This window comes from uncultured Nevskia sp., assembly GCF_903885465.1.
Classification (GTDB): domain Bacteria; phylum Pseudomonadota; class Gammaproteobacteria; order Nevskiales; family Nevskiaceae; genus Nevskia.
The window spans coordinates 1-8,283 of record NZ_CAISIQ010000014.1 but is presented as its reverse complement, the minus strand read 5'-3'; the positions used below and the strand labels follow the sequence as shown (position 1 = coordinate 8,283).

Below are 8,283 nucleotides of genomic sequence, written 5' to 3'. Positions count from 1 at the left end.
TAGCGCTTCTGACCCGCCGCGAGTGGCCGTGGCTGGCCGGCGCCATTCTGAGCGGCGGTGTGCTGGCGCCGGTGCTGTTGATGGTCGGTCTGACCGGCATGCCGGCGACGGGTGCCTCGTTGTTGCTGAACGCCGAAGGGGTCTTCACTGCCTTGCTGGCCTGGTTCGCATTCAAGGAAAATTTCGACGGCCGGATCGCGCTGGGGATGGCGTCCATCCTCGCCGGTGCGCTTATCCTGAGCTGGCCTCAGCAGGTGAGCTTTGCCGGTGCGATGCCGGCGCTGGCTATCCTCGGAGCCTGCCTGGCCTGGGGCATCGACAATAACCTGACACGCAAGGTGTCGTTGACGGACGCCACCTGGATCGCGGCGGTAAAAGGACTGGTCGCGGGCACCGTCAATCTGGTGCTCGCATTCTCGTTAGGGGCCGCGCTACCTGGGGTCGGTACCGCCGGCGGTGCGATGCTGGTGGGGTTCCTGTCCTACGGGGTCAGCCTGGCGCTGTTTGTGGTCGCGCTGCGGCATCTCGGCACCGCGCGTACCGGTGCCTATTTCTCGATCGCCCCGTTCTTCGGCGCATTGCTGGCGCTGCTGCTCGGCGAGCCGCTGACGCTGTCACTGGTGGTTGCAGGAAGCCTGATGGCAGTCGGTATCTGGCTGCATCTGACCGAACACCATGAGCACCAGCACAGCCATGTCCCGATCGAGCACGAGCATGAGCACGGCCACGACGAGCACCACCAGCACGCGCACGGCGCTCTGGACTCAGCCGTGCAGCGTCACTCCCATCGTCATCAGCATGTGGCCCTGACGCACAGCCATGCCCATTTTCCCGATGCCCACCACGAGCACGACCATCGGTGAGCCGTCGGTTGATTTACCGGCAACAACCACCGCTCTGCTGAATCGGTGGACACTTCACAGAGCCGAAGGAGCAGAACACGCAGCAGTCGCCAGGGTTGGGACGCAGTAGCGTGTTGCAGCTGCTGCATTCGTAGAAGAACTGACAGGCATCTGTCGGCATCACCTCGACCTTAGAAGCTGCGCATGCTGGGCATGTCAATACCGATTCAAGAATGTGGTTGGTCATGGTGGGTTTCTTCTTTCTGGTCGACGGAAAGCAGCGTTTGCAGTCATCGCGGTCGGCGGAGCCCTCATGACCTGATGCTGGATGCACCCATCCGGAGTATTTGATCAAGCGAGCTGCCGAGGTCGAAATCCGGATTGATATTGATCGCTGCCTCGACAGCCTCCCTCAGCGCGCCACCCGCAGACAGGGTTGAGTGGAAGGCCCAGGCGTCTGGATTCAGCTTGATCGTTCGCAGCGCGTCGTCGCAGACCAGCAGCAGGCTGTCACCCCGGTCGTATTGAGCGCTGTCAGCTTCACTCCAGATGGCGAGCACGGGATGGCTTGATCTGAATAATGCGGCTCGCGGAACGAGTGCAAATCGTAATTCCGGCAGCTGATCCGACGGGATAGCTGCCAGCTTCTCGTGATCGAGCGCGGGGGTCTCAGGAGCGCGTGCGAGTTGCGCGACGAGCCATTCGAAGCGCGCCAGGTCCGGCGCGGTGAGGGGGATATCCGCGCGCGCAAGGCGCTCCAGAAAATCGCCTACGTCGGCACCGTAGGCTTCCAGATCACCGCTGCGTGAAGGGGTTACCGCCACGTAGTCAGCGATGATTTGCCTAAAAGTGCCACTACCCATGACCCTAGCGGTGGCCGGGTAGCTGATGGCCAGCGCCTGTTCGAGAAGCGCTGCCGTCGCATGCTGATAGATCGCGAACTGATCTTCCGCATCGAGGCTTGGGCGCGCAATCACCTGACCACGAAGCGCCGGCTCCAGCGGTTCGCCGAGAACGACCGCCATCATCTGGCGTTGCAGGCCCGCCAATGAAAGTGCCTCGGGCTGCCGATCAACGATCTCGGTCGATGACATGGGGCTCTGCAAGATCATCGGCTCGCCGCATTTCAGCGAGCAGTTCGGACAACGGCGGGATGTCTGCGTCACGTTCAATCAAGGCTGGACGCCAGCCGATGACCGTCAGGGCGTGCTCGTACAGCGCCCACACGGCTGCAGGTACGGGTCGACTGTGCGTGTCGATCAGGGTATGACCGCGATCCTCGCCACCTGCCAGGTGATAGGCAAACACCTGATCAGCTGGAATGTCGGCGATTGCGCGAATCGCGTCGGCACCGTGATTGATCTGATTGACGTACAGGTTATTCAGATCGACCAGGAGGCCGCAGCCGCTGCGTTTGGCAACCGCCGCGAGAAAGCCGGCTTCGCTGTACTCGGCACCGGCAAATTCGAGATAGGTGGATACGTTTTCCACCGCGATCCTTCGACCCAAGCGGTCCTGTAGCTGTTCGACATGGCGGCAGAGCACGTCGACCGCTTCCCGCGTTCTTGGCAACGGCAACAGGTTGTTGCTGTGCACCCCGCCGATGCTGCCCCAGCAAGCATGTTCGGAAACAAGCCAAGGCTGGTATCGATCGACCAGGGTCACCAGTTCATCGAGGTGCTTCGGGTCAGGAGGATCAACCGACCCCAGCGACAGACCGACACCGTGAAGGCTCAGCGGATAGTCAGCCCGCAATCGGTGCAGTCGGCTATTCCGATGCCGGTCATGGCCGAAGTAGTTTTCGCTGTGGACTTCCAGCCAGCCGATCGCCGGGCGGGTGTCGTCGATCTCGATGACGTGCGGATCGCGCAAGCCGATGCCGGCACTCGCCGGCATCGCTTGTCGATAAGGGATTCGCTGCACTGAACCGACTGGCAATCAGGACTTCGAGGTCAGCGATCCGCCTGCTTTCTCGCAGCTGCCGGTCGGCACCATCTTCCAGTCATCCGGCGCATTGTCGGCTTTCGCCTGTCCGGCGCAGGAATGTTTGGCGGTGCCGCAGCCGTTCTGCCCAGCCTTGGCGATGCCGAAGCACTTCTCTTCGGCCTTCTTGTCGGCGGCAACCGCCGTGGTCGACAACAACAGGCTGGCAACCGCGCCAGCGATCAGCTTCGAAGTATCAAACGACTTCATCGGGACTTCTCCATGAGTTTGACGAGGAATGAGCGCCGGGCTGCCGAAGACGATGCGATCAGGCTTCGGCAGCCCGGCGATATTGCAAAAAATGCAGGCCTTGGACTTACCGCGCGCAAATCAGTTCGGCTACCCGCTGAGCTGGCGCCGTGGCGTAGCGATAGGCCTGCTTGCTGCGCAGCCAGTCATTCTCCGAATCCGCACTGGAGTCGCTGCCAACCGCCGCAGGCGCGATCGCTGCCCGATCGGTCACCTGAAACGCCGGATATTTAGCCACTTTCCAGGCGCTGATCGAAGCTGCTTTTTGAACCGGGGCGGTCACGGTCGACGATGCTGCTTCACAGTCCGTCGTGTGCTGGAGCCAGAAATACTTGGTCTGCACCCAGGTGTTCGGCGCGGCCTCCGATCGCTGCGACTCGTGGGATGAAACGTGTGCCTCGCCGCTATCGCGCTGATCGCTATCGGCATGGGCTACGGAGAGGGTCAACAGGCTGGTGACGGCAAAGCTGATGGCGGCACTGCGCCAGGTATTGAGGATCGACATGGAAGTTCTCGCAGACAGAAAAGGGCTCGACGGGGCCTTGCGACGAGGTTGTCAGCAAGGCTTGCAGCTAGAAGCGGTGAGGCGCGGAGCGTCCTCGGGCTCATAGCCGCAGTCGAGCGGTCTGGAGATACAGCGGGCGATGAAATGGAACGGGCGGCGGGATTGCCGCAGTCAAAAAACGGGTGACATGCGCGGAGACTGGCAGCACCGTGGCTGAAGGCCTCGGGGCGGGATGCTGATCGCCGTCGAGTGCAGGAAAGCGCCTGGCTGACTTCTGTGGCCGGATCAGGGCATGTCGAGTATCGGCCACAATACCGTTTTTGCCGAATTCGGCCGCCATGCTCAGGCAGGTTGCTGGCGCGTCCGGGTGCTGCGCTGCTGCGCAGTCGGCGCCTGCAGGCATGGAGCTGCCCATGCAGCACCAGGCAAGGCTGACCGGCAGCAGCAACATGACCGCAGTCAGCAGACTCACGATGCTGATGCGGACCGTTCTGCCGAACATCGTCATGGCGAGGGCTGAGCTCATGACGACGTCCGCTGACGCTTGCCGGTAGCGCTCGATGCGGTCGCCGGCCGCTGCGCTGCATACGAACCAGCGGGCTCCAGCACCGACTCGATGATCGGGCAACCGGCGACGCTGCCGTGACCGTCACACTCGTTGACCAGCTTCGCCAGCAATTTCCGCATGGCGACGAGGTCGACGATCCGCAAGTCGATCTCGGTCAGTCGGTTTGAGACCAACGCTTTGACATCGGCACGGTTGCCGCCCTGACTCAAGCTCAGCAACTCGGCGATCTGCTCCAAGGTGAAGCCGAGCGACTTGGCCCGACGGTTAAAGCGCAGTCGGTCGATTTCGCTTGGCGCGCACAGGCGATACCCGGACAAGGAGCGCAACGGCTTGCCGAGCAGGCCTGAGCGATCATAGAAGCGCACCGTGTCGATGCCGACGCCGGCGGCTTGCGCCCATTTGCCGATGGTCATCGAGGCGGGGGTGTTCATGGGCTTTACATTCAACATGGCTGCAGCGTAAACCTTGGACCATAGTCCTGAGTCAAGCGATTCTGGCGTATTGAGGTGCAGCGGCCGGAGTCGGAGCGCATTGGCGATCACCGAGAACGATGGCAGGCCCATCGCTGCACTGGCGATTATCGGCGTCAGCAGTCAGCCGAAGACCGGATACAGCACGCCGGCTGCAGTCGGTACGCCGATAAGCTTCTAGATAAAGGCGAAGAGCAGGTTTTGACGGATGTCGCGAAGCGTTGCCCGAGACGGCGTGATCGCCTGATAAATGCCGCGCAGATCGCCACGCAGCAACGTCACGCCGGCCGTGTGCATGGCGACATCGGTGCCGGTGCCTATCGCGATGCCGATATCGGCCTGCTCGAGTGCCTAGGCATTGTTCACGTCGTCGCCTGCTATCGCTACGACCCATCCAAGTTTTTGTCCGCATCCCCACGGGGTCAGCTTTCAACGCGCTGCAACACTCACGGTCAAAATCGCTCGATTCGACTATAATCGAGCGAAATATCCGGAGGTCGTCATGAGCGCCAAGAGAACCGTTCCCACCGTTGTCGACGCCACAACCCTGAAAATGAGCCTCGGGTCGATCGGCGAGCGCGTGCGCACTGCGGACCTTCAGATCACCAAGCACGGCACGCCTCAGGCCGTGGTCATCTCGGTCGATCGCTACCACCGGCTGACCCGCCTTGAGCCCGTTGATCCGTCCTCGCTGGAGGCGCTCAGGCAGGAATTCGACGACAAGCTGGCCCGCATGCAGTCAGCCCAGCAAGGGGGGGCCATGAATCGGCTGATGGACGCTGATGAGGACGACATCAACCGGTTCCTGAACAAGCACTATGACCAGAATCCGGTTTCGCCGATGGTCAAGCCAGCCGAAGCGTTTGCTACCGGCAGCAAGAGAGTTGTCAGATCCAAGCCCTTCAACGCGATTCAGGTCCTGACTGTCCCTATGCTCAAAGCCAAGCGCCCCATCTCGGAGCGGCTCACGGTCGTTGAGACCAAGCAGCGCAAACTAGGTGGATCTGCTTCAGGTGTCGTGATTCATCACAAAGCCGGCAAGGTCCTATCTGTGGCAGCTTCGGCTGCAACGGCAACCAAGCCTAGGAAGAGAGCCAAATGATGGCTCGTGGTCAGGGCCACATCCTTGTCGGCGCAGGAACCAATGGTGCCGGGAAAAGCACCATTGTTCAGCCCTTTCTGTCCCAGGATGGGGAGTACTTCAACCCGGACGAGCACACCCGCGCGCTTGTCGCGCTGGGCATGCCACTAACGGAAGCCAATTCCCGTGCCTGGCAGACCGGGTTCGACGCCCTGCAGCAGGCTATCGACGAAGGAAGGCGCTACGCCTTCGAGACCACTCTCGGCGCCACGAGCGTGCCATTTGAGCTGATGCGGGCGCTCGCCATGGGGTGCCAACTGGATTTTTTCTTCGTCGGGCTGGCAAGTCCCGAGTTGCACATCCAGCGGGTCGCTGAGCGCGTTCGCCGGGGTGGCCACGACATCCCGGAAACCAAAATCCGGGAGCGCTACGAAAACAGCCGCAAGAACCTGCTTCGGTTCATCGGTACCGCCGCAAATCTGCGCGTCTGGGACAACAGTACCCAGACCTCGGACGGCCGGCCGTCGCCCTTCGAGGTCTTTTCGATCAAGGACCGTCGACTACGCCTTGGCGGCAAGATGGCCCTCGACCGGGTTCCCGCCTGGTCCAAGCCTCTGCTGGCCCGCGCGATCAAGATGGTGGAGAGCGACTTCAGCACCTGAGCCGCTATGGTCGCTCGTCACTCTTCTCGGCCAGCTGCCACCATCAAAAGCCAAGGGTTCATCGCGCGCTCCGGAGCCTCAATGCGTTACCAACGACCGACGCCGAGCTGAGGCTCATGGCCAGTGCCGCCAGCATCGGCGACAGCAGGATGCCGAAAGCCGGGAACAGCAGGCCAGCGGCAATCGGCACGCCGAGGCCGTTGTAGATCAGCGCGAAGCCGAGGTTCTGCTTCATATTCCGCACGGTCGCTTGGGAGATCTCGACCGCTCGCGCAATGCCCAGCAGATCGCCCTTGATCAGGGTGACGTGGGCGCTGTTCATGGCGACATCGGTGCCGGTGCCCATCGCGATGCCGACATCGGCACCGGCCAGCGCCGGGGCGTCGTTGATGCCGTCCCCGGCCATCGCGACGCGGCGCCCTTGCGCCTTGAAATCGGCCACCAGTTTCGCCTTGCCCTCGGGGCGGATTTCGCCGTAGACCTCGTCAATGCCAAGTCGCTTGGCGACCGCCTTCGCGGTGGTGAGTCCGTCTCCGGTCGCCATGACCACGTGGATGCCAAGCGCCCTCAGCTTGTCGAGCGCTTCCGGGGTCGAGGTCTTGATCGGATCGGACACCGTCACCAGACCGGCGACCTTACCGTCGATGGCCAGGAACATGACGCTGCCCCCTTCGGCGCGCAAAGTCTCAGCCGCTTTCACCAGGCCGGCAACGTCCGCGCCCACTTCCTGCATCAGGGCCGTGTTACCCAGGTATAGACGACGGCCTTCCACCATGCCGCGCACGCCGATGCCGGTGACCGACTCAAACTGCTTCACGGGCAACAAGACCTGATTCTGACGACGAGCCTCCGCGACGATGGCTTCAGCCAGAGGATGCTCGCTGCCCTGATCCAGGCTTGCGGCGAACTGCAGCACCTGCTCGGAGGAATACCCCTCGGCGGCCTGCACGCTGTGAAAGGCCGGCTTGCCCGCAGTCAGCGTGCCGGTCTTGTCGACGATCAGGGTGTCGATGCGACGCAGGGTCTCGATCGCCGCGGCGTCGCGGAACAGCACTCCGGAACTCGCCGCCCGGCCGGTGGCGACCATGATCGACATCGGCGTTGCCAGCCCCAGCGCACAGGGACAGGCAATGATCAGCACCGCCACTGCATTGATGAAGCCATATACCCAGGAAGGCTCGGGCCCGAAGAAGCCCCAGATCAGCAACGTCACGACCGAAATTGCGATGACCGCGAGCACGAACCAGTAGCTCACCGCATCGGCCATGCGCTGCATCGGTGCGCGGGTCCGCTGCGCCTGCGCGACCATCTGCACGATCTGCGCGAGCAGCGTGCCGGCGCCGACCTTGTCGGCTCGAATCACCAGACTGCCGTTGCCGTTCAGCGTGGCACCGATCACCGGATCGCCAATCGTGCGACGCACCGGCAGCGGCTCGCCGGTCAGCATCGACTCGTCGACATGGCTTTCGCCGTCAATCACGGTGCCGTCGATCGGCACCTTTTCACCGGGCCGGACGCGCAGCCGGTCGCCGACCTGCACCAGGTCGAGCGCGACGTCGGTTTCACTGCCGTCCGCGTTTTGGCGGCGCGCTGTCTTCGGTGAAAGGCCGAGCAGCGAACGGATCGCCGCGGACGTCTGGGAACGCGCCTTGAGTTCGAGCATCTGGCCGAGCAAGGTCAGCGACACGATGATCGCCGCCGCCTCGAAGTACACCCCGATCCGGCCATGAGCCGCGAAACTCGCGGGGAACACGCCAGGCGCGATTGTCGCCACCACGCTGTAGACGTATGCCGCGGTGACGCCGAGGCCGATCAGGGTAAACATGTTCGGGCTGCGGTTGCCGATCGACTGTACGCCGCGTTCAAGGAACGGCCAGCCGGCCCAGAACACCACGGGTGTTGCCAGCAGCAGTTCGACCCAGG

The 8,283-nt window shown here is 62.7% G+C and carries 11 protein-coding genes and 1 pseudogene; 3 read left to right on the top strand and 9 right to left on the bottom strand.

Going from position 1 to position 8,283, the window contains the following annotated elements; translation table 11 throughout:
- Positions 1 to 863: DMT family transporter (locus QZY06_RS00505; RefSeq protein WP_295678780.1), on the top strand; the 863-nt coding region annotated here is incomplete at its 5' end.
- 13 nt (positions 864 to 876) lie between these two features.
- On the opposite strand, the gene QZY06_RS00500 is transcribed toward QZY06_RS00505, so the two are convergent.
- From QZY06_RS00500 to QZY06_RS22085, 8 genes and pseudogenes are all read right to left on the bottom strand, one after another.
- Positions 877 to 1,089, bottom strand: coding sequence for a GDCCVxC domain-containing (seleno)protein (locus QZY06_RS00500; protein WP_295678777.1), 213 nt, complete (start codon positions 1,087 to 1,089; stop codon positions 877 to 879).
- Between the two features lie 64 nt (positions 1,090 to 1,153).
- Positions 1,154 to 1,936 (bottom strand): DNA-binding domain-containing protein, encoded by a 783-nt coding sequence (locus QZY06_RS00495; protein ID WP_295678775.1) that lies wholly within the window; start codon positions 1,934 to 1,936, stop codon positions 1,154 to 1,156.
- A complete protein-coding gene (locus tag QZY06_RS00490; protein ID WP_295678773.1) occupies positions 1,914 to 2,738 on the bottom strand; it encodes a DUF692 domain-containing protein in 825 nt (274 codons plus the stop codon). Before QZY06_RS00490 ends, QZY06_RS00495 begins: the two co-directional genes overlap by 23 nt.
- Before the next feature lie 42 nt (positions 2,739 to 2,780).
- Positions 2,781 to 3,035, bottom strand: a complete 255-nt coding sequence (locus tag QZY06_RS00485) for a DUF2282 domain-containing protein (RefSeq protein WP_295678771.1) — start codon at positions 3,033 to 3,035, stop codon at positions 2,781 to 2,783.
- 106 nt (positions 3,036 to 3,141) lie between these two features.
- Complete coding sequence (locus tag QZY06_RS00480; RefSeq protein ID WP_295678767.1) at positions 3,142 to 3,579, bottom strand: hypothetical protein; 438 nt, start codon at positions 3,577 to 3,579, stop codon at positions 3,142 to 3,144.
- Positions 3,580 to 3,679: 100 nt separating this feature from the next.
- Positions 3,680 to 4,105, bottom strand: coding sequence for a hypothetical protein (locus QZY06_RS00475; RefSeq protein ID WP_295678764.1), 426 nt, complete (start codon positions 4,103 to 4,105; stop codon positions 3,680 to 3,682).
- Entirely contained in the window at positions 4,102 to 4,560 is a 459-nt protein-coding gene (locus tag QZY06_RS00470) for a MerR family DNA-binding protein (protein WP_367275526.1), read from the bottom strand. The genes QZY06_RS00475 and QZY06_RS00470 overlap by 4 nt, the downstream gene beginning before the upstream one ends.
- A 90-nt stretch (positions 4,561 to 4,650) precedes the next feature.
- Positions 4,651 to 5,007, bottom strand: a pseudogene (locus tag QZY06_RS22085) (hypothetical protein); the annotation flags it as partial.
- 112 nt (positions 5,008 to 5,119) lie between these two features.
- On the opposite strand from QZY06_RS22085, the gene QZY06_RS00465 reads away from it, so the two are divergent.
- Positions 5,120 to 5,719: a type II toxin-antitoxin system prevent-host-death family antitoxin gene (locus tag QZY06_RS00465; RefSeq protein WP_295678757.1), complete on the top strand. Its 600-nt coding sequence runs from the start codon at positions 5,120 to 5,122 to the stop codon at positions 5,717 to 5,719.
- Positions 5,719 to 6,360 (top strand): zeta toxin family protein, encoded by a 642-nt coding sequence (locus tag QZY06_RS00460; RefSeq protein WP_295678755.1) that lies wholly within the window; start codon positions 5,719 to 5,721, stop codon positions 6,358 to 6,360. The genes QZY06_RS00465 and QZY06_RS00460 overlap by 1 nt, the downstream gene beginning before the upstream one ends.
- Positions 6,361 to 6,418: 58 nt before the next feature.
- Here the strand turns inward: QZY06_RS00460 and QZY06_RS00455 are convergent.
- Positions 6,419 to 8,283 (bottom strand): copper-translocating P-type ATPase (locus tag QZY06_RS00455; RefSeq protein WP_295678753.1); only part of this gene is annotated, 1,865 nt, incomplete at its 5' end.